Annotated in this window: 22 protein-coding genes and 1 pseudogene; 4 read left to right on the top strand and 19 right to left on the bottom strand. The window is 69.1% G+C overall.

Annotated features, from left to right (window positions below; genetic code table 11):
- Positions 1-394: 394 nt before the first annotated feature.
- Positions 395-2,029, top strand: a complete 1,635-nt coding sequence (gene atzF / locus OG966_RS07945) for an allophanate hydrolase (RefSeq protein WP_326648736.1) — start codon at positions 395-397, stop codon at positions 2,027-2,029.
- A 110-nt stretch (positions 2,030-2,139) separates the two neighbouring features.
- Positions 2,140-2,535: a nuclear transport factor 2 family protein gene (locus tag OG966_RS07950; protein ID WP_326648737.1), complete on the top strand. Its 396-nt coding sequence runs from the start codon at positions 2,140-2,142 to the stop codon at positions 2,533-2,535.
- 77 nt (positions 2,536-2,612) lie between these two features.
- Here OG966_RS07950 and OG966_RS07955 read toward each other — a convergent pair whose 3' ends face one another.
- The 11 genes from OG966_RS07955 to OG966_RS08005 form a co-directional block, all read right to left on the bottom strand.
- Positions 2,613-5,441: a DEAD/DEAH box helicase gene (locus tag OG966_RS07955; protein ID WP_326655124.1), complete on the bottom strand. Its 2,829-nt coding sequence runs from the start codon at positions 5,439-5,441 to the stop codon at positions 2,613-2,615.
- A 195-nt stretch (positions 5,442-5,636) separates the two neighbouring features.
- Positions 5,637-6,545, bottom strand: a complete 909-nt coding sequence (gene tatC / locus OG966_RS07960; RefSeq protein ID WP_326655125.1) for a twin-arginine translocase subunit TatC — start codon at positions 6,543-6,545, stop codon at positions 5,637-5,639.
- Between the two features lie 98 nt (positions 6,546-6,643).
- Positions 6,644-6,937 (bottom strand): Sec-independent protein translocase subunit TatA, encoded by a 294-nt coding sequence (gene tatA / locus OG966_RS07965; RefSeq protein WP_326648738.1) that lies wholly within the window; start codon positions 6,935-6,937, stop codon positions 6,644-6,646.
- A 214-nt stretch (positions 6,938-7,151) separates the two neighbouring features.
- Entirely contained in the window at positions 7,152-7,349 is a 198-nt protein-coding gene (locus OG966_RS07970) for a hypothetical protein (RefSeq protein WP_326648739.1), read from the bottom strand.
- A 19-nt stretch (positions 7,350-7,368) separates the two neighbouring features.
- On the bottom strand, positions 7,369-7,623 hold the full coding sequence (locus tag OG966_RS07975) for a hypothetical protein (protein ID WP_326648740.1): 255 nt from the start codon (positions 7,621-7,623) through the stop codon (positions 7,369-7,371).
- A gap of 28 nt (positions 7,624-7,651) precedes the next feature.
- Positions 7,652-8,632 (bottom strand): helix-turn-helix transcriptional regulator, encoded by a 981-nt coding sequence (locus tag OG966_RS07980; protein WP_326648741.1) that lies wholly within the window; start codon positions 8,630-8,632, stop codon positions 7,652-7,654.
- Positions 8,633-8,649: 17 nt separating this feature from the next.
- Complete coding sequence (locus OG966_RS07985; RefSeq protein WP_326648742.1) at positions 8,650-9,606, bottom strand: helix-turn-helix transcriptional regulator; 957 nt, start codon at positions 9,604-9,606, stop codon at positions 8,650-8,652.
- A 128-nt stretch (positions 9,607-9,734) separates the two neighbouring features.
- Positions 9,735-10,109: an FKBP-type peptidyl-prolyl cis-trans isomerase gene (locus OG966_RS07990; RefSeq protein ID WP_326648743.1), complete on the bottom strand. Its 375-nt coding sequence runs from the start codon at positions 10,107-10,109 to the stop codon at positions 9,735-9,737.
- 43 nt (positions 10,110-10,152) lie between these two features.
- Positions 10,153-11,097: an FKBP-type peptidyl-prolyl cis-trans isomerase gene (locus tag OG966_RS07995; RefSeq protein ID WP_326648744.1), complete on the bottom strand. Its 945-nt coding sequence runs from the start codon at positions 11,095-11,097 to the stop codon at positions 10,153-10,155.
- A 109-nt stretch (positions 11,098-11,206) separates the two neighbouring features.
- Positions 11,207-12,568, bottom strand: coding sequence for a Pup--protein ligase (gene pafA / locus OG966_RS08000; RefSeq protein ID WP_326648745.1), 1,362 nt, complete (start codon positions 12,566-12,568; stop codon positions 11,207-11,209).
- Positions 12,569-12,577: 9 nt separating this feature from the next.
- Positions 12,578-13,846 (bottom strand): MFS transporter, encoded by a 1,269-nt coding sequence (locus OG966_RS08005; protein WP_326648746.1) that lies wholly within the window; start codon positions 13,844-13,846, stop codon positions 12,578-12,580.
- A gap of 546 nt (positions 13,847-14,392) precedes the next feature.
- Between OG966_RS08005 and OG966_RS08010 the strand changes: the two are divergent.
- A pseudogene (locus OG966_RS08010) lies at positions 14,393-15,391 on the top strand (LacI family DNA-binding transcriptional regulator); the annotation flags it as partial.
- A gap of 190 nt (positions 15,392-15,581) precedes the next feature.
- Here OG966_RS08010 and prcA read toward each other — a convergent pair.
- The 5 genes from prcA to arc all read right to left on the bottom strand — a co-directional run bounded on the left by prcA (position 15,582) and on the right by arc (position 21,290).
- Positions 15,582-16,349 carry a proteasome subunit alpha gene (gene prcA / locus OG966_RS08015; RefSeq protein WP_326648747.1) on the bottom strand — a complete coding sequence of 256 codons (768 nt, stop codon included), beginning with the start codon at positions 16,347-16,349 and terminating at the stop codon, positions 15,582-15,584.
- A 52-nt stretch (positions 16,350-16,401) separates the two neighbouring features.
- Positions 16,402-17,247: a proteasome subunit beta gene (prcB, locus tag OG966_RS08020; protein ID WP_326648748.1), complete on the bottom strand. Its 846-nt coding sequence runs from the start codon at positions 17,245-17,247 to the stop codon at positions 16,402-16,404.
- Between the two features lie 171 nt (positions 17,248-17,418).
- Positions 17,419-17,637: a ubiquitin-like protein Pup gene (locus OG966_RS08025; RefSeq protein ID WP_326648749.1), complete on the bottom strand. Its 219-nt coding sequence runs from the start codon at positions 17,635-17,637 to the stop codon at positions 17,419-17,421.
- Between the two features lie 137 nt (positions 17,638-17,774).
- Complete coding sequence (gene dop, locus OG966_RS08030) at positions 17,775-19,286, bottom strand: depupylase/deamidase Dop (protein ID WP_406732641.1); 1,512 nt, start codon at positions 19,284-19,286, stop codon at positions 17,775-17,777.
- 237 nt (positions 19,287-19,523) lie between these two features.
- Positions 19,524-21,290, bottom strand: coding sequence for a proteasome ATPase (arc, locus tag OG966_RS08035; RefSeq protein ID WP_326648750.1), 1,767 nt, complete (start codon positions 21,288-21,290; stop codon positions 19,524-19,526).
- A gap of 253 nt (positions 21,291-21,543) precedes the next feature.
- Here arc and OG966_RS08040 point away from each other — a divergent pair, with 253 nt between their 5' ends.
- Positions 21,544-21,858 carry a ferredoxin gene (locus OG966_RS08040; protein ID WP_326648751.1) on the top strand — a complete coding sequence of 105 codons (315 nt, stop codon included), beginning with the start codon at positions 21,544-21,546 and terminating at the stop codon, positions 21,856-21,858.
- A 4-nt stretch (positions 21,859-21,862) separates the two neighbouring features.
- Here OG966_RS08040 and OG966_RS08045 read toward each other — a convergent pair whose 3' ends face one another.
- From OG966_RS08045 to OG966_RS08055, 3 genes are all read right to left on the bottom strand, one after another.
- Complete coding sequence (locus OG966_RS08045) at positions 21,863-22,435, bottom strand: hypothetical protein (protein ID WP_326648752.1); 573 nt, start codon at positions 22,433-22,435, stop codon at positions 21,863-21,865.
- A 229-nt stretch (positions 22,436-22,664) separates the two neighbouring features.
- Positions 22,665-23,552 carry a tRNA (adenine-N1)-methyltransferase gene (locus OG966_RS08050; RefSeq protein ID WP_326648753.1) on the bottom strand — a complete coding sequence of 296 codons (888 nt, stop codon included), beginning with the start codon at positions 23,550-23,552 and terminating at the stop codon, positions 22,665-22,667.
- 90 nt (positions 23,553-23,642) lie between these two features.
- A complete protein-coding gene (locus OG966_RS08055) occupies positions 23,643-24,890 on the bottom strand; it encodes a site-2 protease family protein (RefSeq protein ID WP_326648754.1) in 1,248 nt (415 codons plus the stop codon).
- Positions 24,891-24,980 lie beyond the last annotated feature (90 nt).

The raw sequence follows: 24,980 nt of genomic DNA on the forward strand, positions 1-24,980 counted from the left end.
GGGTGCGGGTTGTGGGTGCTTGGGCGTGTCCGGTCTTGGGCGGGTGGCCGTCCGGGGTCCGCTCCGGGGCTCGTGTCCGGGACTGCTTTCCTCACCGCGCTTCGCGCGAGTTGCGACGCTTTACGTCCCGGACACGACCCCTGCGCGTCCCCCTGCCAGGGGGCAAGGGCCGGGGGCCCCTCGGGTGCCCGCACCGGGGGCGTGGGCATCAGCCCCGACTTCTGGCGCGAAGCTGCCGCTCCGGGGACGTGGGGGCGTCAGCCCCCACGAACCCCTCCCCCCAGGGTGCCTGGGGGCACCGCCCACAGTTCCGGGAAGGGGCGGGGTGGGGGAACTCCACGCCCCGCACCCCGCACCCCGACCACCATCACCGCAGCCCAAGGAGCCGCCACACATGCCCCCTACCGCCCTCGCCCGCGTGCGGGACGCATACGACCGCATCGACCGGGCTCACCGGCCCGACATCTGGATCACCCTCCGCCCCCGCGCGGACACCGAATCGGATGCCCGTGCCATCGACGCGCGCGTCGACGCCGGTGAGCAACTCCCCCTCGCCGGCCGCACCGTGGCCGTCAAGGGCAACATTGACGTCGACGGCCTCCCCACCACCGCCGCCTGCCCTTCCTACTCCTACAACCCGGCCGCCGACGCCCCCTCCGTCGCGCGGCTCAGAGCCGCCGGTGCCGTCGTGCTCGGCAGTACCAACATGGATCAGTTCGCCACCGGCCTCGTCGGCACCCGCTCCCCGTACGGCGCGGTACGCAGCGCCCACGACCCGGCGAGGATCGCCGGCGGATCCAGCTCCGGATCCGCCGTCGCCGTCGCCCTCGGCATCGCCGACCTCGCGCTCGGCACGGACACCGCCGGTTCGGGCCGGGTCCCCGCCGCCTTCAACGGAATCGTCGGCATCAAGCCCACCCGCGGCCTCGTCCCCACGGACGGCGTCGTCCCCGCCTGCGCGAGCCTCGACTGCGTCAGCGTTTTCGCCCGAACGCTCCCCGAGGCCGAGCTCGCCCTCGCCGTCCTCGCCACGCCGCCCGGTCGCGCGGCCCCGCACCGCACCCCCGGCCCCTGGCGGGTCGCCGTGCCCTCGGCGGCGCAGCTCGGGGCCATGGACGACGGCTGGGCCGAGGCGTACGAAGCGGCAGCGGACCGCCTCGCGGCCGTCGGCGCCCGCCTCAGCCCCATCGACCTCACGCCTTTCACCGAGGCAGCCGCGCTCCTCTACGACGGCGCATTCGTCGCCGAGCGCTACACAGCCGTCGGCACCTTTGTCGATAAAGCCATGATCGACCTCGACCCCACCGTCGCCGCCATCATCCGTGGCGCCCGCGACATCCCCGCCCATCGGCTCTTCGCCGACCAGGCCCGGCTCGCCGCCCTCCGCTCGCGCGCCACGACCGCCCTCGCCGAAGCGGACGCGCTCCTCCTGCCCACCACCCCGGGCCACCCCACCCTCGCCGACGTCGCCGCCGACCCGTTCGGCGCCAACGCCCGGCTCGGCCGGTTCACCAACTCCACCAATCTCTTCGACCTCGCCGCGGTCGCCGTCCCCGCAGGTGAAGTGGACGGCCGCCCCTTCGGTGTCATGCTGATCGGCCCGGCCGGCACGGACGACCGACTCGCCAGGATCGCCGGGCACCTCACCCCGCGCGCTCGCCTCGCCGTCGTCGGGGCCCATCTCAGCGGCCAGCCCCTCAATCCCCAACTCCTCGCCCTCGGCGCGCGGTTGATCCGTACCACCACCACAGCCCCCGCCTACCGGCTCTTCGCCCTGCGCACCGACCCGCCCAAGCCAGGCCTTGTCCATGTGGAAACCGGCGGCCAGAAGATCGAGGCCGAGATCTGGGAGTTGCCTCCGGAGGGCCTCGGCACACTCACCGCCACCCTCCCCCGCCCCATGGCCATTGGCCGCGTGGAACTGGCCGACGGCACCGCCGCCCCCGGATTTCTCTGCGAACCCGCCGCTCTCGACGACGCCCTGGACATCACGGAGTACGGCGGCTGGCGGGCGTTCAGAAACAGTTGACCAGGGCTCGCGGCGCCTTCTCGCCGTCGCGGAGCTGCGTGGACAGCCATCCGAACCCGACGGATGATGGAAAAAAGCGGAGGTTATTGGGACGAAAGGTGGGAATCGCTATGGCTGAACACCCGGACTGCGCCCTGGTACGCCGGGGTTACGCAGCGTTCGGGCTGGGTGACATGGAGGCACTCGGCTCCTTGATGACCGCGGATGTCGTCCACCACATTCCGGGAAACAACCCGCTGTCCGGACACCACAAGGGCCGCGACGCCGTTCTCGACCTCTATCGCCGCCTCGGCGAGGAGACCGTCGGCACGATGCTGATCGAGCTCGAAGCGGTGCTCGCCGACGGGCGCGGGCATGTCATGTCCTTCCATACGACCCGGGCCGACCGCGGCGATCTCGGCATCGAGGTCCGCCAGGGACTCTTCTTCACCATCGTCGGCGGCAAGATCACTGACATCGACCAGTGCACCGAGGACATCGACGAGGAAGACAGGTTCTGGAGCTGACCTCCCGGAGCCGGCCGATCGTCTCGGCCCCGTCCACCGCCTACAGGCGGTGGACGGGGCAGTGCGACGGCTGACGGTCAGCCGACCGAGCTGTACGCCACAACACCCCGCAACAGCGCGTCGACCGCCTTGCGTGCGTTCTTCCCGACCGTGCTGCCCTCCCGCGGCGCCGCCGCGGCGATCTGGCCGAGGACGTCGATGACCTGCTTGGACCAGCGGACGAAGTCGCCGGCAGGCATCTCCGCCTCGCGCAGCACCTCGTCAAGGCTCCGGTCGGACGCCCACTGGTACGCGGCCCAGGCGAAGCCGAGATCGGGTTCGCGCTCTCCGACACCCTCCGCCTGATTGATCTTGAACTCTTCCTCCAGGGCGTCGAGCCGGCCCCAGATACGGATCATCTCGCCGAGTGCGGCCTTCGCCTTTCCCGCCGGGACCTTGGGCGCGACCGCGTCGTCGGACTGCCGCGCCTCGTACACCAACGCCGAGACGCACGCGGCCAGTTCGGCCGGGTTGAGCCCCTCCCACACGCCGTCGCGCAGGCATTCGCTCGCCAGCAGATCCAGCTCGCCGTAGAGCCGCGCGAGTCGCCTGCCGTGCTCGGTGACCTCGTTCCCGCGCAGATAGTCCAGTTCGGTCAGCAGCGCCACGATCCTGTCGAAGGTGCGGGCGATGGTGTTCGTACGCCCCTCGATGCGCCGCTCCAGCTGCCGGGTGTCGCGCTGCAGCCTGTGGTACCGCTCCGCCCACCGCGCATGGTCCTCGCGCTCGGCGCAGCCGTGGCAGGGGTGCGCGCGCAGCTCGGCACGGAGCCGGGCGATCTCGCGGTCGTCGGCGGCCTCGGCCCGCTGCTTGCGGTGCCGCTCGGGCACGATGTGGCCGGCCTTCGTCCGCAGCGCGGACGCCAGATCGCGCCGTGACTGGGGCGAGCGCGGGTTGAATGACTTCGGGATCCGCATCCGCTCCAGCGCCTCGACCGGCACCGGGAAGTCCATCGATGCCAGCCGCTTGACCTGCCGCTCGGCGGTCAGGACCAGCGGCCGCGGGCCGTCGTGCTGCTCGAAGCCGCGGTGTCCGTTGCTGCGTCCGGCCGGAATGCCCGGGTCGAGCACCAGCGCGAGACCCGCGAACTTGCCCGTCGGGACATGGATGACATCGCCGGGCTTCAGCTTCTCCAGCGAGGATGCGGCGGCGGCCCGCCGCTGTGCGACGCCCTGCCTGGCCAGTTCCGTCTCGCGGTCCTTGAGCTCACGGCGCAGCCGTGCGTACTCCTCGAAGTCTCCCAAGTGGCAGGTCATACCCTCGCGGTAGCCCTCGAGTCCCTCTTCGTTCTTCTGCACCTGGCGACTTATGCCGACGACCGACTTGTCCGCCTGGAACTGCGCGAACGAGGTCTCGAGCAGCTCGCGCGAGCGGTGGCGTCCGAACTGCTGCACCAGATTGACGGCCATGTTGTACGAGGGCTTGAAGCTGGAGCGCAGGGGATACGTTCGCGTGCCGGCGAGACCGGCGAGCGCGGCCGGGTCCATTGCCCGCTGCCACAGCACCACCGCATGGCCCTCGACATCGATGCCGCGCCGTCCGGCCCGGCCGGTGAGCTGGGTGTACTCACCGGGGGTGATGTCGGCGTGCTGCTCGCCGTTCCACTTGACGAGCTTCTCCAACACCACCGAGCGGGCAGGCATGTTGATGCCGAGCGCCAGTGTCTCGGTGGCGAAGACGGCCTTGACCAGACCGCGGACGAAAAGCTCCTCGACGACCTCCTTGAAGGTCGGCAGCATGCCGGCGTGGTGCGCGGCGATGCCCCGCTCCAGACCTTCCAACCACTCGTAGTAACCCAGGACATGCAGGTCCTCGCCGGGGATGGCGGCGGTCCGCTCCTCGACGATCTCGCGCACCTTGAGCCGCGCCTCCTCGGCGTTGAGCCGCAGTCCCGCGTACATGCACTGCTGTACGGCGGCTTCGCAGCCCGCCCGGCTGAAGATGAAGGTGATCGCGGGCAGCAGCCCTTCCGCGTCGAGCCGCTCGATGACCTCGGGCCGTCCCGGCGTCCAGATCCGGGTGCGCTGGCGCCGCTCACGCTCACGGTCCGCCTCGCGGACCATCTTCCCGCGACGGCGATCGCGGGGGTTGTACGTGCGCTGGTTCTCCATCCGCGCCATGCGTGCGAGATCGGGGTTGACCTCGCGCCGGGTCACGCCGCGGCCGCCGTGGTCGCTCTCCTCCTCGAAGAGGTCGTACATCCGGCGGCCCGCCAGGACGTGCTGCCACAGCGGCACGGGCCGGTGCTCGGAGACGATCACCTCGGTGTCGCCGCGGACGGTGTCCAGCCAGTCGCCGAACTCCTCGGCGTTCGACACGGTGGCCGACAGGGACACCAGGGTCACCGACTCGGGGAGGTGAATGATCACTTCCTCCCAGACGGCACCGCGGAAGCGGTCGGAGAGGTAGTGGACCTCGTCCATGACCACATGGCCGAGGCCGAGCAGCGACTGCGAGCCCGCGTACAGCATGTTGCGCAGCACCTCGGTGGTCATCACGACCACCGGCGCCTCGGGGTTGACGCTGTTGTCACCGGTGAGCAGGCCGACCTTGTCCGCGCCGTAGCGCCTGGCGAGGTCGGTGTACTTCTGGTTGGACAGTGCCTTGATGGGTGTGGTGTAGAAGCATTTACGGCCCTGCTGAAGGGCCAGGTGGACGGCGAACTCGCCGACGATGGTCTTGCCGGAGCCGGTGGGCGCCGCGACGAGCACGCCCTTGCCCGCTTCCAGGGCCTGACAGGCCTCGATCTGGAAGGGGTCCAGGTCGAATTCGTACAGCGCTCGGAAGGGGGCCAGCGCGGTGGCCTCCTCAGCAGCGCGAATACGGGCAGCGACGTAGCGCTCAGCGGGAGAGAGGTCCTCGGTCATCTTGCTCACGAGCCTACCCGTCACCTCTGACAGTGAGCGCGATCTTTAATTGACCGGGGCAAGTACCGGTACGGGCACCCGCACGGCGCCCGGAACGCACGAGCGGCCGGTTGCGCGGCGTGCGCGCCCCGGCCGCGTCCCGCGGTGGTACTGGCGAGAGGTGATCCCGCCGGTCACCCGGCGCACCCTGCAGGCTCAGGTGATGTCGTCGTAGCCGTTGAGCCGGTTCGAACGCCCACCGTCCGCTTCACCGCCGGCCTGCTCGGGCAGCGCCCGGCTGGCAGGTACGGACTCGATCTCACCGACGGCCTCGGGGGTGAGGTCGAGTTCGGATGCCTCGTCGTCGTCGAGCTCGGCGTCGGGGTTCCGCCGCGCGCGGCGCTTGTCGTTGACAATGGCGAAGCCCACGGCCATGAAGTAAAGGATCACGATCGGCCCGGACAGGGCGATCATGCCGATCGGGTCCGTGGTGGGCGTGGCGACCGCACCGAAGACGAACACGCCCATCACGACGCCGCGCCACCAGCGGGCCATACGGCGCCCGCTCACCATGCCCACCAGGTTGAGCATGATCAGCAACAGCGGCAGTTCGAAGGCGAGCCCGAAGACCAGCACCATGCGAACGGAGAAGTCGAGGACGTCGTCCAGTTCGAGGAGGTTGCCCGCGGTGTCGGGTGTGATGCTCAGCAGTACCTTCATGCTGATGGGCATGATCACGTACGCCAGGTACGCGCCGGCCGTGAAGAGCGGAACCGCGGCGGTCACGAAGTAGTACGTGTACTTCTTCTCGCTCCTGTGCAGGCCCGGGGCCACGAAGGCCCAGAGCTGGTAGAGCCAGACGGGACAGGAGAGGAGGATGCCCGCCATCATGGTCACCTTGACGGTGGTGGTGAAGGGCGACAGCAGCTTGTTGAACACGATGGTGGCGCACTGACCACCGGTGTTCTCTGCGATCCCGCCGCCTTTGCACTTGGGTACGGGCGCGGAGAGGAAGTCCATCAGCTGCTTGTTGTAGAAGGCCGCGATGATGCTCGCGATGACGATCGCCAGCAGTCCCTTGGCAAGCCGGTTGCGCAGCTCACGCAGATGGTCCGCGAGCGGCATCCGCCCCTCGGGGTCCTTCTCCTTCGGTTTCGAGCGGGCAGGCTTGAGCAACCCACGTCCTCATCTCGTGCGGCAGGCCACGATCGGCGGCCTTGGGGTCAGCGCTGGGTGGTGGTGTCGGTCGGCTCGTTCACAGGACGAGCACTCGTCACATCGCCGGGCGAAGCCTGAATCGTGCGAGGAGCGGCCTGACCCTGGGCCGGGTCCTGCGACGGGTCGGCAGGAGTGGCAGCCGGCTGACCCTCCGACTTCATCGCCTTGGCCTCGCTCTTGAGGATCCGGGCGGACTTGCCCAGCGAACGGGCCATCTCGGGAAGCTTCTTGGCTCCGAAGAGCAAGACAACGACGACGAGGATGAGAATGATCTCGGTGGGGCCGATCTGTCGGAACATAACTGGTGTCTACCTTCTCACCGAGGCGGCATGGGGCTGAGCTGCAGATCGCTGCGGACTGGTGTCCGAGCCGCGACCGGCTGCGATCGTAACTCTCACGGGTAAACGCAGGGCAATGCCCTTGCGTACTCCCGTCGCGGCCGGCGCCTCATTGCCTGTCGCCGCCGTCTTCAGCCTACCGCCCGGGTCAGCCGTGCATCAGGGTGCACCCCGGCTACCGCAGGGCTTCACCGGTGCGGGCCAGACCGGTCGCCGCGTTCTCCAGATCCTGCGCGGCCCGGTTGATCCGCTCCGTGGTGCGGGCCACCTCACGGCCCAGTCGCTGGGCCTCGAGGAAGACCCGGACACCGAGGATCCCGAGTACGGCGATCCCGAGGAAGCCGAGGGCGATGGCGAGCATGGGCCAGAACATAGGCAGAACCTGGGCCGTTCTAGACGGTGGAGTGGAGGCGCAGGGTCCGCACGCCGCCGCCGGTGAGGAGCTCGACGATGCGCTCCCCGGCCGGCCGGCGGACGGCCTTTTCACACTCGGGGCAGGTGAAGGAGTAGAAAGTGGTGCGGCGGCTGGCGCCGATGGCGAGCCGCAGTGCCCCCGCGGAGAGCTCGAATCGGCCGCGGCACTCGGGGCACGCTGCCTTGAAGAGGACCGGTCCCACCGTCGCCGGAATTCCAGACATCAGAGACATGCCGCGCGAATCTCCTTTTTCCTGACTGTCATACGCCGCGAGATTCCTGACTGTCATACGCCGCGAGCGCCTCACGCGCCGCCAGCCGGGCACTGTCCGCCAGGTCCTGCGGCGAGACGATCCGCCCGTCCCGCCCCAGCCGCAGCGCAAGCCGCCGCAGCGAGGCGGGAGCTGGTGTACGCAGAGTGATGCGCAGGCCACCCTCGGGGAGCTCCTCCGCGCTGTCGTGCGGGTAGTACTCGGCAACCCAGCGTCCGCCGGGGCCGACCTCGACCACGACCTCCGGATCGTCCGCGGACGGCTGCACCAGCCCTTCGGAGAGATCCCTCAGCTCGATCTCGGGCGGTGCGGCCGGGGCGTCGAGCAGCTTGATCTCGGCCACCCGGTCGAGGCGGAAGGTCCTGCGCGCCTCGGAGAGACGGCACCACGCCTCCATGTACGTATGCCCCACGGCGAAGAGCCGGATCGGGTCCACCTCGCGCTCGGTGAGCTCGTCGCGCGCGGGCGAGTAGTACTTCAGCCACAGCCGCCGCCGCTCGGAGATCGCCCGGTCCACATCGGCGAAGACACCGCCCTCGGACTCGAAGGTGACCGAGAGCCGGGAGCTCGCCCCTGCCGCCTCGCCCGCCGCGGTCTCCAGTTTGGCCGTGGCCCGCAGCAGCGCCTCGCGGTCGCCCTCGCGCAGCCCGGGCAGAGTGGCGACGGCGCGCGCGGCCACCAGCAGAGCCGTCGCCTCGTCGGCGGCGAGCCGCAGCGGCTCAGCGGTACTCGTGCCGGAGGCATCGGGATTGCGCCACCAGATACGGTCCCCGTCGGTGTCGATGTCGAGCAGATCGCCGCCGCGGAAGCTGGTCCCGCACATCGGCAATACGTCGAGGTCGGAGATCAGCTCGTCCTCGGTGATCCCGAAGGCGCGGGCGACGTCCCCCACGCGCGCGCCGGGGCGCTCGCGCAGATAGGTCACCAGCGAGAGCATCCGCCGGGTCTGGTCAATGGCGTTGGCGGCCATGGTTGTACGAGTCCCCCTCAGCCCTTGGCCACGGCACGGAGCCGGTCGACCACATCGGCCCGCAGATCCGCGGGCTCCAGTACGACGACGTCCGGGCCGAACTCCACGAGCCAGGCGTCGAGTCCGTGCCCGTACGGAATCTCCAACTCGTCCCAGCCCTCGCCCAGTTCCCGGACGGACTGTGCTCTCGAGCGCAGCGGATAGCCGCAGCCGGAGCGCAGCCGGATCACGGCGGAGCGGGTCGCGGTCTCACCCGCCCAGGTCTCGACCGTCTCGCGGACGGTCACGACGTCGGGCACGGGGGCGGTGAACGAGCCGGCCCGGGAGCGGACCCGGCCGGTGATACGGGAGAGCCGGAAGACCCGCTCGGCCCCCCGGTCCCGGTCCCAGCCGGCGAGATACCAGTGGCCGCGCCAGAACTCGAGGGCCCACGGTTCGACCTGGCGCTGCTCGGGGCGCGCGGCATTGGCCTTGCGGTAGTCGAAGACGACGGGGCGGCGGTCGCGGCAGGCGAGCATCAGCGGTTCGAAAGCGGCCTCATGGACCGGGATGCGGGGCTCGAGTGCGCTGTGGTGCGCCTCGTACGAATCCTCGGCCTCGGGCATACCGGCAGCGCGCAGCTTCTGCAGGGCGCCGCTTGCGGCTCCGGCCAGTCGCGCCTGCTGCCAGACCTTGGCCGCCAGCCCGAGGGCGGCGGCCTCCTCGGCGTCCAGCGTGATGGCGGGCAGCCGGTTGGAGTCGCGGCGGGCGAGATAGCCGGTGTCGCCGTCGAGGTTCTCCACCGTCTCGATGACCAGGCCGAGTTCGCGCAGATCGTCCTTGTCGCGCTCGAACATCCGGTTGAAGGAGTCGTCGGAGCCGGCCTCCAGATAGGCCTCGATGGACCCGCGCAGCTCGCGCTTGCTGAGCGGACGCCGGGTTCCCAGCAGGCACAGCGCCAGATTCATCAGCCGCTCGGCCTTGGCAATGGCCATCGACGCCCTTCGCCCCCATCTACGTAACACTTCCGAGCGTTGACCGTACCGCTCCGGGGTGTCGGGGCAAAAGCCGAGGGCCCACGCCAGGCGGCATGGGCCCTCGTTACGCTACGAAGCGATCGGACTCAGACAGCAACCAGATCGCAGACGAAGATCAGCGTCTCGCCGGGGGCGATGACGCCGCCACCGGCGCCACGCTCGCCGTAGGCAAGGTGCGCGGGGATGGTCAGCTGGCGACGGCCGCCGACCTTCATACCCTGCACGCCCTGGTCCCAGCCGGAGATGACCTGGCCGACACCGAGCTGGAACTGGAGCGGAGTGCCGCGGTTCCAGGAAGCGTCGAACTCCTCGCCGGTGGAGAAGGCCACGCCCACGTAGTGGACGGAGACGGTGTCACCGGCCTTCGCTACCGCGCCGTCACCCTCCCAGATGTCCTTGATCTCCAGGTCGGCCGGCGGCTCGCCACCCGGGAAATCGATCTCGGGCTTCTCGATGCTCACTGAACTGCTCCTCTAAATGATGAACGGGGCAACCTGGACAGTCTTACATCTTTGTCAGAAGGTCCACGGCGAAGACGAGCGTCGAGTTCTTCGGGATGCCCTGCTTCTCCTCGGCGCCGAAGGCCTGGTCCGGCGGGATGACCAGCAGCACGCGGCTGCCGACCTTCTTGCCGATGAGACCGTCCTTGAGGCCCTTGAGCGTCACCTGCGCCAGCGGGAAGGTCTGGGTCTTGCCCGCCTGGTACGTGCTGTCGAACTTCTTGGCGCCGTTCCAGAGATAGGCCTCGTACTTCACGACGACCGTGTCCTTCGCCGTGAGCACCGGGCCCGTGCCCTCGATCACGTAGTTGGAGACGAGCTTCTTCGGCGGGTCGGACTTCTTGGGGAAGGTGACCGAAGGGGCCTTGCCGTCGGTGTTGGTGCCCACCTTCGGCAGGTCGATGTTGTCCTGTGCGACCTCGGTTCCCTTGGCGGACACCGGAAGCGTGGTCGCCTTCAGAATGTCGACGACGAAGACCAGAGTGGAGTTGGCGGGAATCTGGTCGCCCTTGGCCTGATCCCCGTATGCGAGCCCCGGCGGGATCGACATCTCGAGGCGGCTGCCGACCTTCTGGCCCTCGAGGGCCTTCTCCCAGCCCGGGATGACATTGCCGGCGCCGAGCGTGAGGTCGAGCGGCTGCTTGGTGTCGAAGCTGTTGTCGAACGGCTTGTCCGAGACCCAGGTCTGCCCGAGATAGTTGACCTGAAGGACATCGCCCTTCTTGGTCGTCGCGCCGTCACCCTTGCTGACGACATCGACCTTCAGCTCCTTGGGCGGATCACCCTCGCCCTTCGCCAGGGTCGGCTTCTGGCCGAACTTGGCGCCGGCGGTGATCGCAGGCAGTCCGTTCTTGGACGAGGTGGAGTCGGAGCCCTTGTCGTCGCTGCCGCACGCCACTGTCGACAACAGCAGCAAGGGGACGACGAGAAGGCCGGCAAGTCGGCGCACGTGTTCCTCAGATCTCAGACGGCACAGTAGTTGCCCGACACTCTAGGGCGTGCCCAGGGCCCCGTACGAGGAACGTACGGGGCCCGAGTCGCGTTCCACCAGGTGGTGGCTACATACCGGCGATGAGCTTCTCCACCCGGTCGTCGACCGACCGGAAGGGGTCCTTGCACAACACGGTGCGCTGCGCCTGGTCGTTGAGCTTGAGGTGCACCCAGTCGACGGTGAAGTCGCGCCGCTGCTCCTGCGCCCGGCGGATGAAGTCGCCGCGCAGCCGTGCCCTGGTGGTCTGCGGGGGCACCGACTTGCCCTCGAAGATCTTCAGGTCGTTGCAGATCCGGGTGGCCTGCCCCTTCCTCTCGAGGAGGTAGTAGAGCCCCCGGCGGCGGTGGATGTCGTGGTAGGCGAGGTCTATCTGGGCGACTCGCGGATGCGACATGGTCATATTGTGCTTGGCCCGGTACCGCTCGATGAGCTTGTACTTCATCACCCAGTCGATCTCGGTGCCGATCCGGTCGAGGTCCTCGGCCTCGATCGCTTCCAGCGTGCGGCCCCAGAGTTCCAGGACCTGCTCGACGGTGCCGGTGCGGATCCCGCGCCGGTCGACGAAGTCCACGGCTTTCTCGTAGTACTCGCGCTGCACTTCGAGTGCCGAGGCCTCGCGTCCGCTGGCCAGGCGTACCTTGCGCTGTCCGGTGATGTCGTGGCTGACCTCGCGGATCGCCCGGATCGGGTTCTCCAGGGTCAGATCGCGCATGACCGTGCCCGCCTCGATCATGCGCAGCACGAGGTCGGTCGCGCCGACCTTCAGCAGCATGGTCGTCTCGGACATGTTCGAATCGCCGACGATGACGTGCAGGCGGCGGTAGCGCTCCGCGTCGGCATGCGGTTCGTCGCGGGTGTTGATGATCGGGCGCGAGCGGGTGGTGGCGGAACTGACGCCCTCCCAGATGTGCTCGGCGCGCTGGCTGACGCAGTAGACCGCGCCACGCGGGGTCTGCAGCACCTTGCCCGCGCCGCACAGCAGCTGACGGGTGACCAGGAACGGGATGAGGATGTCCGCGAGCCGGGAGAATTCTCCGTGGCGGGCGACGAGATAGTTCTCGTGGCAACCGTAGGAGTTTCCCGCCGAATCGGTGTTGTTCTTGAAGAGATAGACGTCGCCCGCGATTCCCTCCTCGTGCAGGCGGCGTTCGGCGTCGACGAGCAGGCCTTCGAGAATGCGCTCGCCCGCCTTGTCGTGGGTGACCAGTTCGGTCACGTTGTCGCATTCCGGTGTTGCGTATTCCGGATGCGAACCCACGTCGAGGTAGAGGCGGGCGCCGTTCCGCAGGAAGACGTTGCTGCTGCGGCCCCATGAGACAACACGGCGGAAGAGGTAGCGCGCCACTTCGTCAGGTGACAGTCGGCGCTGTCCCCTGAACGTGCACGTGACGCCGTACTCGTTCTCCAGCCCGAAAATGCGGCGGTCCATGTCTGAACATTACGCCTCAAGGCCTGTGCTGAAACCGGGTTCGGCAGCACCGTTTCGATCATTTTCCGATGAGCCCGCGATGTCCTTGGTACGGCCGGGAACTGCGAGTACCCGCTGAGTGGCCATCAGAACCATGAGCGCGGCGACGCCTCCGGCTCCGGCGACGGCGAAGCTCCAGCCGGTCCCGCCGAGCTCGACCGCCGGGCCCGCGACAGCCGTTCCGACCGCCGCGCCGACACCGAAGGTCGTGACGAGCCAGGAGAAAGCCTCGGTGACCGTGCCGGTCGGAGCGTGCCGGTCGACGACAATGAAGGCGCAGGCTATCGCGGGCGCCAGAAAGACTCCGGCGACGGCGGAGAGCGCGGTCATGGCGGCCACGCCGGGGGTGAGCGCGAGCGGCAGGTAGCCCAGCGCGAGCAGGGCGACGATGGCCAGGAGGCGGCGCTCGGGTGCTCCGGCCCACTGCCGGGCGCCGTAGACCACGCCGCCGAGGAGCGCGCCGAGTCCGAGAGCCGCCATCAGCCAGCCGTACACCGCCTGGCGGCCGTGATCGTCGGCGTACGCGACGCCGGCGACGGTGATGGAGCCGAGCGCGAGGCCGACGAAGAAGAAGGCACCGAGGAGGGCAAGCAGCCCCGGTGAACGCAGCGCGCCGAGCCAGTGAGCCTCGCGGGGTGCGGAACGCCAGGCGCGGGACGGTTCGGAAAGGACGACAGAGAGCGCGCCGAGCACGCCTATGGCATTGATGACGAGCAGGGCCGCGGCGGGCGACCAGAGTGAGACGAGCAGGGTAACCAGCAGCGGGCCGACGGTGAACATGACTTCCTGGGCCACGGCGTCCATGGCATAGGCCCGGTGCACCTGGTCCTCGCGGTCGAGGACGCTCGGCCACAGGGCCCGCAGTCCCCCTTCGAGAGGTGGGGTGAAGAGGCCCGCGACGACCACGGCGGCGTACGCGGCCGGCAGTGAGCCGGTGCCGACGGCGGCGAGGAGGGTCATGCCGAGGGCGGAGAGGACTGCGGCGGGCAACTGGACCCGCGGCTGTCCGTACAGGTCCACGGCGCGGCCGAGCAGCGGCTGGCCCACCGCGGTCGCCAGTCCGTACACGGCGGCGAGCGCGCCGGCGAGGGTGTAGCTGCCGCCTTCGGCGCGGGTGAACAGGACGATGGCGATGTGGGCGGTGGCGCTGGGCAGCCTGCCGACGAGCGTGCCGGTGAGCAGCCGGGCGGCGTGCGGCGCCTTGAGTATGTCTGCGTAGCCGGTGGCTCCGACGGCCATGTTCCGCCCCTCACTCCCGGCTCGACCCGAGGTTTTACGTATAACGTGGTCGGTCATACGTACCATGTCGGCAGTCCGCGGGTCCACCGCGGGCGATGTCGGAGCGAGCGGCGGAGGACGGCACCGATGGCACACGGGTCCCAGGACGAGCCCGCGGCAGCCGCCCCAGGGCCCGAGGGCCTCGTGGCCCACGGGCGGCAGCCCGCCGGGCGGGGCGGAACTGAGCCGGGCGCCCCCGTCGCGGCCGAGGAGCCCCGTCGGCCCCGGCCGGGCGACCGCCCCGCCGGCGGCACCTCGGACCGGGAGCCGCCCTCCCCCGGCACATCCACCCCGGAGCCGCCTTCATCCGGCAGCGAGCCGGTGCCGCCCACCGGCGCCGAGGCGGACCGGCCGCCCTCCGCCGGGCCCCGGGCCTCCACCGCTGCGCACGAGGAACCGACCGCCGCCCACGCGGCCAAGGGCCCTGACTCCGCCCGGCCGGGCGACGGGCCCACCCCCTCCGGCGCAGACCGAGAGCCGCCCGCCGGCCACCGCGGCGAGAGCAGCCCCCGGCCCACCAGCCGGGATGTCGCTCGGGCCGCCGGGGTTTCGCAGGCCACCGTGTCGCTCGTCCTCGGTGAGAAGTGGCGCGGCAGGGTGTCCGAACGCACCGCCGGGCTGGTGCGGGATGCCGCGCGCGAGCTCGGGTACCGGCCGAATCTCGCCGCCCGCAATCTGCGGCTCGGGCGGACCAGGACCGCGCTGCTCGTCGTACCCGCCCTCACCAATGAGTTCTTCGCCCGCGTCTACACGGGCGCGGCCACCGTCGCAGCCGAGCACGGCTTCGGCGTGGTGCTCTACCCCTCCCCCGAAGGCGTCGGGCCTGCCAGGGACCCCTTCGCCTCCGCCCGTGCCGCACTCGACGGGGTGATCGCCTCCTCCATGGCCGCCGAGGCACTGACCGCCATCCGCGGTACGGACCTCCCGCTGGTCATGCTCGACAGCGATCCGTCGGACCCCGGTGCCGCGGCCCACGTGAACCTCGATATTGCCGATGGCATGCGGCAGGTGACGGCCCATCTCCTCGCACTCGGCCACCGTCGCTTCGTCCATCTCGCCTCGGCCGTGGCCTCCTGGACCTTCGACGTAAGGGCCCGCGCGCTGCACGAGACGGTGCGTGACGTTCCCGACGCCGTCGTACGGACCGTCCCAGCTCCGCTCGAGGTGGGCGGCGCGCGCGAGGCCGTGGAGCGGGCGCTCATCGCCCCGGGAGCGCGGCCCACCGCCATCCTCTGCGACGACGACATCCTGGCCGCCGGGGCCTGCAAGGCGGTACGCCGGCTGGGCCTGCGGGTGCCCGAGGACATCTCCGTCACCGGCTTCGACGATCTCGCGCTAGCCAGCGCCGTGGAGCCCGAGCTCACCACGGTGCGCCTGCCCGCGGAACGGGTCGGCGAGCGCGGAATGGCCGCCCTGCTCGCGGTCCTCGACCACCGCCCGCCCGAAGAGGGGGATCTCCCGGTGGATCTGGTCATACGGGATTCGACGGCCGCTCCCTCCCTCTGATCCCGTCCGTGCTGATCCCGTCCGTGCGGACCGCGGCCTGTGCAGGCGAGGCCGCTCGGCAGCGGCAGCCGGCTCACCCGGGACCGCGCTCCATCACCGGACGCTCCCCTGAGCACGCGATACGGCTGCGCCCCGGAACCGCACAAGGCGGTCCGGGGCGCAGTCGGGCAGGATGTGTCCGCGGTCGGGGCTACTCCCCGCCGTCCTCTTCCGTCTCCTCGGTGTCCGACGGCGCGTCCGTCGGGGTCGACGCGGCACCGTCGGCTTCGAGCAGCCGCGACAGCTGCCGCCCGACAATGCGCTTGAACTTCCGCTGCTGCGGTCGCGTGCGGTCCAGAACCGCCACCTCGAGCCGCTCCGCGGGGATCTCCCGCTCGTTGCCGTTGGTCTGGCTGGACAGGGCCTGGACGGCCAGCTTCAGCGCCTCCGCCAGCGACATTCCGTCACGGTGCCGCTGGTCGAGATAGGTGCTGATCTGTTCGGAACTGCCGCCGACCGCGACCGAGCCGTGCTCGTCCACGATCGATCCGTCGTGCGGCAGCCGGTAGATCTGGTCGCCCTCAGGTGTGGCACCGACCTCGGCGACGACCAACTCCACCTCGTACGGCTTCTCGGCCGCGCTGGAGAAGATCGTGCCCAGTGTCTGGGCGTAGACGTTGGCGAGCCCACGGGCCGTCACGTCGTCGCGGTCGTAGGTGTACCCGCGCAGATCGGCGTAGCGGACGCCGCCGATCCGCAGGTTCTCGTACTCGTTGTACTTGCCGGCCGCGGCGAAGCCGATCCGGTCGTAGATCTCACTGAATTTGTGCAGCGCACGGGACGGGTTCTCACCGACGAAGACAATGCCGTCGGTGTACTGCAGCACGACGAGGCTGCGACCACGGGCGATGCCCTTGCGGGCGTATTCCGCCCGGTCGGCCATGGCCTGCTGGGGTGAGACATAGAACGGCGTCGACACCGGCTATCCGTCCCTTCCTGTCAGTGGCATATCGGTTCGGAAGAAGGGGCCATCAGAGCAGCGCGGCGCGCGGGCCGTCGGGCTGTGCGAGGCGGCGCTCCAGGACCAGGCGGGCGACCTCGGAGGACTCGGCCTCGGTGAGCTTGCGGAAGCCCTCGTCGGTGATGACGGTGACGATGGGGTAGATCCGCCGGGCCACGTCGGGCCCGCCGGTCGCCGAGTCGTCGTCGGCCGCGTCGTACAGCGCCTGGATGACCAGAGTGATGGCCTGCTGCTCGGTCAGGTCGTCGTGGTACAGCTTCTTCATCGCCCCGCGGGCGAAGACCGAACCGGAGCCGGTGGCCGCGTAGCCGTGCTCCTCGGAGCGGCCCCCCGTCACGTCGTACGAGAAGATGCGGCCCTTCTCCCGGTCGACGTCGTAGCCCGCGAAGAGCGGCACGACGGCCAGGCCCTGCAAAGCCATGCCGAGGTTGCTTCGGATCATGGTGGAGAGCCGGTTGGCCTTGCCCTCCAGGGAGAGCTGGGCGCCTTCGACCTTTTCGAAGTGCTCCAGCTCGAGCTGGAAGAGCTTGACCATCTCCACCGCGAGGCCGGCGGTGCCGGCGATGCCCACGGCCGAGTACTCGTCGGCCGGGAAGACCTTCTCGATATCGCGCTGGGCGATCATGTTGCCCATCGTCGCCCTGCGGTCACCGGCGAGCACCACACCGCCGGGGAACGTCGTCGCGACAATGGTCGTGCCGTGCGGTGCCTCGATGGCGCCGTGCACAGGCGGCAGCACGCGCCTGCCGGGCAGCATCTCCGGGGAGTGCTGGCCCAGGAAGTCCATGAACGAGGACGAGCCGGGCGTCAGGAAGGCTGCCGGCAGACGCCCGGTGCTACGAGGGTTGGCTTCCACGCGTTTCCTTCCGGATTGGCGGCGGCCCGCCGTGTCGGACGCGGGCCGATCTTTCGAACTGTGCACGGACATTACCCGTGTCCTCGCCGGTCATCCGCCCCGGTGCCACCGGCTTTCGCCGACGGCACCGGGATGGACAACAGGGTGTACCCCCACCGAAGTTACGGGGAGCTACTCTCCGCCCTTTTGGACAAAGGAACGCACGAAGTCCTCGGCGTTCTCCTCGAGGACGTCGTCGATCTCGTCCAGTACGGAGTCGACGTCGTCCGACAGCTTCTCCTGGCGCTCCTTGAGGTCCTCCGAAGCCTGCGCCTCCTGCGTCTGCTCCTCGGTCTCCTCAGTGGAACGCGTGGCCTTCTGCTGCCCGCCGCCGGTGTCCTTGGTCGCCATATCCCTCACCCCGCTCGGTTTGCCCTGACGTGAGTTCGTTCGGTCAAGATCAGACCCTACAAGCAGGGTCCGACATCGGCCCCGCACTTGCCTCAACGTCCGGGGACCACCTCGATGATTCCCGGACGAGGACCATTTCAGCCCCCGGACAGCACCCGGACCAGGTCTTCCGCGGTCCGGCACCGGTCAAGGAGCTCCTTGACGTGGTTGCGTGTACCACGCAGCGGTTCCAGCGTCGGCACCCGCTGCAGCGAGTCCCGGCCCGGCAGATCGAAGATCACCGAGTCCCAGGAGGCCGCGGCGACGTCGTCGGCGTACTGCTCCAGACAGCGACCGCGGAAGTACGCACGGGTATCCTCGGGCGGCTTCGTCCGGGCCCGCGCGACGTCCGGCTCGTCCAGCAGCCGCTTCATCTTCCCGCGGGCCGCCAGCCGGTTGTACAGGCCCTTCTCGGGGCGTACGTCGGCGTACTGGAGGTCCACCAGGTGCAGCCGCGCCGCGTCCCACTCGAGGCTGTCACGCCGCCGGTAGCCCTCCATGAGCTCCTTCTTGGCGACCCAGTCCAGCTCGCCGGACAGGCTCATCGGGTCGTTCTCGAGCCGGTTGAGCGTGTCCTCCCAGCGGATCAGGACATCCTTGGTCTGTTCGTCGGCGTCCACGCCGAAGCGCTCCTCGACGTACTTCCGGGCCAGCTCGAAGTACTCCATCTGGAGCTGGACCGCGGTGAGTGTCCGCCCGCTGCGCAGTGTGACCAACTGCTTCAGGGTCGGGTCGTGGGAGACCTGGTGCAGGGTGCGTACCGGCTGGTCGACAGCGAGGTCCACGGCGATGAAGCCGTCCTCGATCATCGACAGGACCAGGGCCGTGGTGCCCAGCTTCAGATAGGTAGAAATCTCCGAAAGGTTCGCGTCGCCGATGATCACATGGAGCCGTCGATACTTCTCGGCGTCGGAGTGCGGCTCGTCGCGGGTGTTGATGATGGGCCGCTTGAGAGTGGTCTCGAGCCCGACCTCGACCTCGAAGTAATCGGCGCGCTGGCTGATCTGAAAGCCGTGTTCATGGCCGTCCTGGCCGATTCCGACCCGTCCCGCGCCGGTGACGACCTGGCGGGAGACGAAGAACGGCGTCAGGTGACGCACGATGTCCGAAAAGGCGGTCTCCCGCTTCATCAGGTAGTTCTCGTGGGTCCCGTAGGAAGCGCCCTTGTTGTCGGTGTTGTTTTTGTAGAGGTGGATCGGCTGGGCGCCGGGGAGCTGGGCCGCGCGCTCGGCGGCCTCCGCCATGATCCGCTCGCCGGCCTTGTCCCACAGCACTGCGTCCCGCGGGTTGGTCACCTCGGGCGAGCTGTATTCCGGGTGGGCGTGGTCGACGTAGAGCCGCGCACCATTGGTGAGGATGACATTGGCAAGGCCGATGTCCTCATCGGTGAGCTGACTGGAGTCGGCGGCCTCGCGGGCGAGGTCGAAGCCCCGCGCGTCCCGCAGCGGATTCTCCTCCTCGAAGTCCCAGCGTGCGCGCCGCGCCCTGTGCATCGCCGCCGCGTAGGCGTTGACGATCTGGGACGAGGTGAGCATGGCATTGGCGTTCGGGTGGCCAGGGACGGAGATCCCGTACTCCGTCTCGATGCCCATTACTCGCCGTACGGTCATGCGGCCCTCCTTGCCCGGCGGCGCTCCCCTCCGGGAACGGCGCTCAAGTACCGCTGTCTCTCCGGTGCGTGTGCGGTGCCCGTCCCCGCACTGCGCGACTTGGCGGTACCGAAGAGCCTAGAACGCCTCTGCGCTGGTGGGGAGATCAATTGCGTCATTGCTCCGGTATGGCCGGACCTGTCAAGAAAACAACCGGCTGCGGATGCCCCGGCCGGGCATCCGCAGCCGGTTTGCGTCCTACAGGTATTGACCGGTGTTCGCCACCGTGTCGATGGAACGCCCTGTGTCCGCGCCCTGCTTTCCGGTGACCAGGGTGCGGATGAAGACAATCCGCTCGCCCTTCTTACCGGAGATCCGGGCCCAGTCGTCCGGGTTTGTAGTGTTTGGCAGGTCCTCGTTCTCCTTGAACTCGTCCACGCAGGCCTGGAGGAGATGGGAGACCCGAAGGCCCTTCTGGTTCTGGTCGAGGAAGGCCTTGATGGCCATCTTCTTGGCCCGGTCGACGATGTTCTGGATCATCGCGCCGGAGTTGAAGTCCTTGAAGTACAGGACTTCCTTGTCGCCGTTCGCGTACGTGACCTCGAGGAAGCGGTTCTCCTCGGACTCCGCGTACATCTGCTCGACGACGGACTGGATCATGGCGTGCGCGGCGGCGTCCTTGGAGCCGCTGTGCTCGGCGAGATCGTCGGCGTGCAGCGGTAGCGACGACCTCAGGTACTTGGCGAAGATGTCCCTCGCGGCCTCCGCGTCCGGACGCTCGATCTTGATCTTCACATCGAGTCGGCCGGGGCGCAGGATCGCGGGGTCGATCATGTCCTCGCGGTTGGAGGCGCCGATGACGATGACGTTCTCCAGGCCCTCCACACCGTCGATCTCGGCGAGCAGCTGCGGGACGATGGTGTTCTCCACGTCCGAGCTGACACCGGAACCACGGGTGCGGAAGAGGGATTCCATCTCGTCGAAGAAGACGATGACGGGGGTGCCCTCGCTCGCCTTCTCCCGAGCACGCTGGAAGACGAGGCGGATGTGCCGCTCGGTCTCACCGACGTACTTGTTGAGGAGCTCGGGGCCCTTGATGTTGAGGAAGTAGCTCTTCCCCGCGGGCTGGCCGGTCACCTCGGCGACCTTCTTGGCAAGGGAGTTGGCGACCGCCTTGGCGATCAGCGTCTTGCCGCATCCGGGCGGTCCGTAGAGCAGGATGCCCTTCGGCGGCCGCAGTTCGTGCTCCCTGAAGAGATCCGGATAGAGGTACGGAAGCTCGACCGCGTCACGGATCATCTCGATCTGGCTGCCCAGACCACCGATCTTCTCGTAGTCGACGTCCGGGACCTCTTCGAGGACGAGCTCTTCGACCTCGCTCTTGGGGATCACTTCGTAGACGTAGCCGGAGCGGGGCTCGAGGAGCAGGGCGTCGCCGGGGCGGATGGTGATGTCCAGCAGCGGCTCCGCGAGCCGCACCACCCTCTCCTCGTCGGTGTGCCCGACCACCAGGGCGCGCTCGCCGTCCTCGAGGATCTCCTTGAGGGTGACGATGTCCCCGGCACTCTCGTACTCCATGGCCTCGACCACGTTGAGCGCCTCGTTGAGCATGACTTCCTGGCCGCGCCGGAGCTCGTCGAGCTCGACGCTGGGGCTGACATTCACCCGGAGCTTGCGGCCCCCGGTGAAGATGTCACACGTGCCGTCCTCATTCGCCTGCAGGAAGACACCGAAGCCGGCCGGCGGCTGTGCGAGCCGGTCGACCTCCTCCTTGAGGGCCACGATCTGGTCGCGGGCCTCGCGGAGTGTGTTGGCGAGCCGCTCGTTCTGAGCGGACACGCCGGCCAGGTTTGTCTGCAGCTCGACAATCCGCTCTTCGAGAATCCTCGTATGACGCGGTGAGTCGGCGAGCTTGCGGCGCAGGACGGCGATTTCCTGCTCGAGATAGGCAACCTGGCCGGCTGGGTCTTCAGACCCCCGCCCCGGCCGGATGCCGCGGTTGATGTCGTCGTCGTGGGCTGCCACGGTCCTCACCTCCTCCAAGGGGAGCTGGACGCTTCCTGACCCTACCTGCGTGGGTGGTGATTGAAACCCCTAGATCACAAAGACGGTAGAGGTGTGTCCGATCTTCACCCTTGCGCTCTCCCTTACGCCAGGGGAATACCCACCCATCAACATCGGAAAGCAGGCGGAGGTATCGTCGAAGCGTTCAACACCCGTCAGGGCTGGCACGACTTGCTTCACATTGCTACACCCGACGAACGAAACGGCAGGAGATATGACCGTGCAGCACGAGGCTCCCAGCGAAGGCGTCGTCGGGGAGGCTCTGGAGGTCTGGATCGACCAGGACCTCTGCACCGGGGACGGGATCTGCGCGCAGTACGCCCCGGAGGTCTTCGAGCTCGACATCGACGGGCTCGCCTACGTGAAGAGCACCGACGACGAATTGCTCCAGAACCCGGGCTCCACAACGCCCGTACCCCTGCCGCTGCTGAAGGATGTCGTGGACTCCGCGAAGGAATGCCCCGGCGACTGCATCCACGTACGTCGCGTTTCGGACCGGGTCGAGGTCTACGGCCCCGACGCAGAGTGACGGATCACATACCGCGCGCTTCGGCCGGGGCCGTCCGTACGAACTTCCCACCCCGCCACTGCCACTTGACCTTCTCCTGCTTGTCGGGACAGCAGCTCGGCACGGCGGACGAGGAGTAGCCGAGCAGCGTCGCCGTGACCGCTCCGTCACGTACTGCGAAGTCCCCGACGCTCTGCTTCTGCACGGGCTCCAGCAGCGTCGCGACGACGCGCGGGCCCGTCCCCCTGCCCTGGGTCAGTACGAAGATGGCGCTCGGCGGGGTGCCGGAACCCGCGTCGCAGCGGGCCACCGCCACGGTCTCGGGGTTTCCGTCGCCGTCGAGGTCGCCCGAGGCTTTCTTGGTCACCACGCCCTTCGCGCCACCGCACTCCAGTGGGAGCTCCACTCCCGCGGGGTCGGGCGCGGGGGCCGCGGCGGTGCTGATCTGCGACTGCGAGCCCGGCTGGGACGCGGTGGCCGCCTTGGGCTGAAGCAGCCCGGCGGCCGCGATGACGGCTGCCATCGCCGTCGCGGTGGCAAGCCAGTGCACCGGGCGGGCGTCGGTGTGCGCGAGGTCCGGGACGGCGGAGGTCTGCACGCGGGATGTCTCCTGTGAAGGCGGTGCCGGCGGGGAGTCAGCGAGGGGGAGGAAGTCTGCATCGTGCCATACGTCACAGCGGGCGCGGAACAGTGGGGTCCGTAACTCTCACGTAAAGACACCCGACACACACACGGTGTGGAGATGGTCGTCAATACAAGGACGCCGCCGCCGAGTTCTCCGTGGTCTCACGGGAACTCGGCGGCGGCGTCGGTGCGTTGTGCGGGGGTCAGCCCTTGTTGGGGCCTTCGTAGTCATCGCCGTACGCACCCTTGGCGGGGCGACGGCGGCGCATCGGGGGCTCCACACCGTCGGCGAGACGGCGGGCGGTGACGAGGAAGCCGGTGTGGCCGATCATCCGGTGGTCCGGGCGGACGGCGAGGCCTTCGACGTGCCAGTTGCGGATCATCGACTCCCAGGGCTGCGGCTCGGCGAAGCATCCGATCTCACGGATGGACTCGACGGTGCGCGCGAGCTGGGTGGTGGTCGCGACGTAGCAGCAGAGGATGCCGCCGGGGACGAGCGCCTTGGAGACGGCCTCCAGGCACTCCCAGGGGGCGAGCATGTCCAGGATGACGCGGTCGACGTCCGCGTCGGTCAGGTTGTCCTGGAGGTCGCCGACGGTGAGCTGCCAGGCGGGGTGCGGGCCGCCGAAGTAGCGCTCCACATTCTGCTGGGCGATTTCGGCGAAGTCCTCGCGGCGCTCGTAGGAGTGCAGCATGCCGTGGTCGCCGATGGCGCGCAGCAGGAAGGCACTGAGCGAGCCGGAGCCCACCCCGGCCTCGACGACGCGGGCGCCGGCGAAGATGTCGGCGAAGGCCAGGATCTGCCCCGCGTCCTTGGGGTAGACCACGGCGGCGCCGCGGGGCATGGACAGGACATAGTCGGGGAGCAGGGGGCGCAGCGCGAGGTAGGCGACGTTTCCCGTGGTACGGACAACACTGCCCTCGGGAGCGCCGATCAGCTCGTCGTGCGGGAAGGAACCCTTGTGGGTGTGGAAATTCTTCCCGGCCTCGAGCGTGAACGTGTAGTGGCGTCCCTTGGGGTCGGTGAGCTGGACCTGGTCCCCGACCTTGAAGGGGCCGCGTCGGCGGGCGGCACCGGTCGGTTCGGACATGTGAACAGCCTACCGGGCCGGGGCGGGCGCGGAGACCACGGCCGTGAGCGGGCCTCAGCGGCTCGCACGCCCCCGAGGCGGGACGGGCCCCTAGGAAGACGGCCGGGCCATGGCGGCGACGAAGGCCCGCTCGACATCTGCCGTGGACAGGACGCCGTAGATCTCGCCCGTCTCCTCGACCACCAGGTACTCCGTCGCCGGCGATGCCCTGAGCCGCTCGAGGAGCGCCTCGCCCGCCAGTTCGGCCGAGACCCTCATGCCCTCGGTGAGGTCCTGCGCGAGGCCGCTGACGGCGACCCAGGGGCGGCGGTGTTCGGGGACCCCGACGATGGCCGTTTCGCGGACCAGGGCCTTCGGCTCGCCATGGCCGTCGACGACCACCAGGGCGCGGGCACCGGCCTCGTTGGCGCGGCGAAGGGCCTCGGAGAGCGGGGTGTCGGACTCGACGGGGACGGCGCGCCTGGTGAGCGTCCGGGCCTCGAGCTCCGGGAGGTGTTCGCGCAGCCGCGCCATGCGCAGGCTGTTGCCGGCCCCGGTCCAGATGATCGCGGCGAGGATCGCGGCGAGCAGCGCGTCGGTGACGGTCTCCATGCCCCCGATGTCCGTGGCGGCGTTACCGAGCGCGCCGGTGTGGGTGAGGAGCGGCAGGCCGATGAGGACGGCGACGGCCAGCGCCCGGCCGACCCAGGCGGCGGCGATCGTGCCCGACATCGGCTTGCCCGTGATCTTCCAGACGACGGCGCGCAGCATCCGGCCGCCGTCCAGCGGCAGTCCGGGCAACAGGTTGAACGCCGCGACGATGAGATTGGAGATCATCAGGCCGGCGAGCAGCACACCGGGGACGGTTCCCGGCTCGACGGCCTTCATCCCCAGGTAGAAGACGCCGGACAGGACAAGGGAGAGCAGCGGCCCGACGAAGGCGAGGATGAACTCGCGGCCCGGGGTCTCGGAGTCCTTCTCGATCTCCGAGACGCCGCCGAAGAACTGGAGCTGGATGCGGCGCACCGGCAGTTTGAAGCGCAGCGCGGCGATCGTGTGCGCCAGTTCATGGACGAGTACGGAAGCGTAGAAGGCGACCGCGAAGAAGAGGGAGACGAGATAGCGGGCGCCGCCGAGTTCGGGCAGCACCCGGTCGAGCTGGCCGCCGAACACCCAGGTGATGAGGGCGGCGACGATGAACCAGCTGGGGGCGACATAGACCGGCACACCGAAGGGACGGCCCATGAGGATTCCGCCGCCGGGCCCGTCGGAGCGCCTCGGCTTGCGGCCGTCGGGGTTGACTCCACCCGTTCCGGACTTCGGCCGCTCGCGCTCACCGCTCCTGTCGTCCTCGTTCACGGGTTCCCTTCGTCGCGGAGTGCGTCGTTCGCTCGGTCATCTTGATCATGCAGTGCGCAGCGTCTGAGGTCGATGGTATTCCGCTCGCTG

The organism is Streptomyces sp. NBC_01750, assembly GCF_035918095.1.
In the GTDB taxonomy this organism is placed as follows: domain Bacteria; phylum Actinomycetota; class Actinomycetes; order Streptomycetales; family Streptomycetaceae; genus Streptomyces.